This is a genomic window from Idiomarina sp. ST10R2A5, from assembly GCF_051842325.1.
In the GTDB taxonomy this organism is placed as follows: Bacteria; Pseudomonadota; Gammaproteobacteria; order Enterobacterales; family Alteromonadaceae; genus Idiomarina; species Idiomarina abyssalis.
Window position 1 is genome coordinate 1 of sequence record NZ_JBNIEX010000039.1, and the last position, 264, is coordinate 264.

General features: G+C 67.0%; 1 protein-coding gene. It reads right to left on the reverse strand.

The window, feature by feature from the left end; all coding sequences use genetic code 11:
• Window positions 1-264: hypothetical protein (locus ACP7FG_RS13040; protein WP_439226632.1), on the reverse strand; the 264-nt coding region annotated here is incomplete at both ends.

Here is a 264-nt window from a genome sequence, read left to right on the forward strand (position 1 = left end):
TTGAGGCCGAGCTCGCCGACCACGCCCATGACCGCGGCTGTGATCTTACCCGTGATCGTTGAGAGGAACCCGCCGCCCTCGGAGAAGGCGGCGCCTCCGCCGCCGCCCGAGCGCGTGATCGAGCCGACCTCGTCGGTCTCGAGTTGCAGATCGATGTGGATGCCGGTCACCGAGTCCGATGTCGGCGTCGAGGCGAGGTTCTGCTCGGTGTCGAGGTCGCCGTTCCGGATCGAGTCCGTTCGCGACGTCCAGGAGATATCCTCG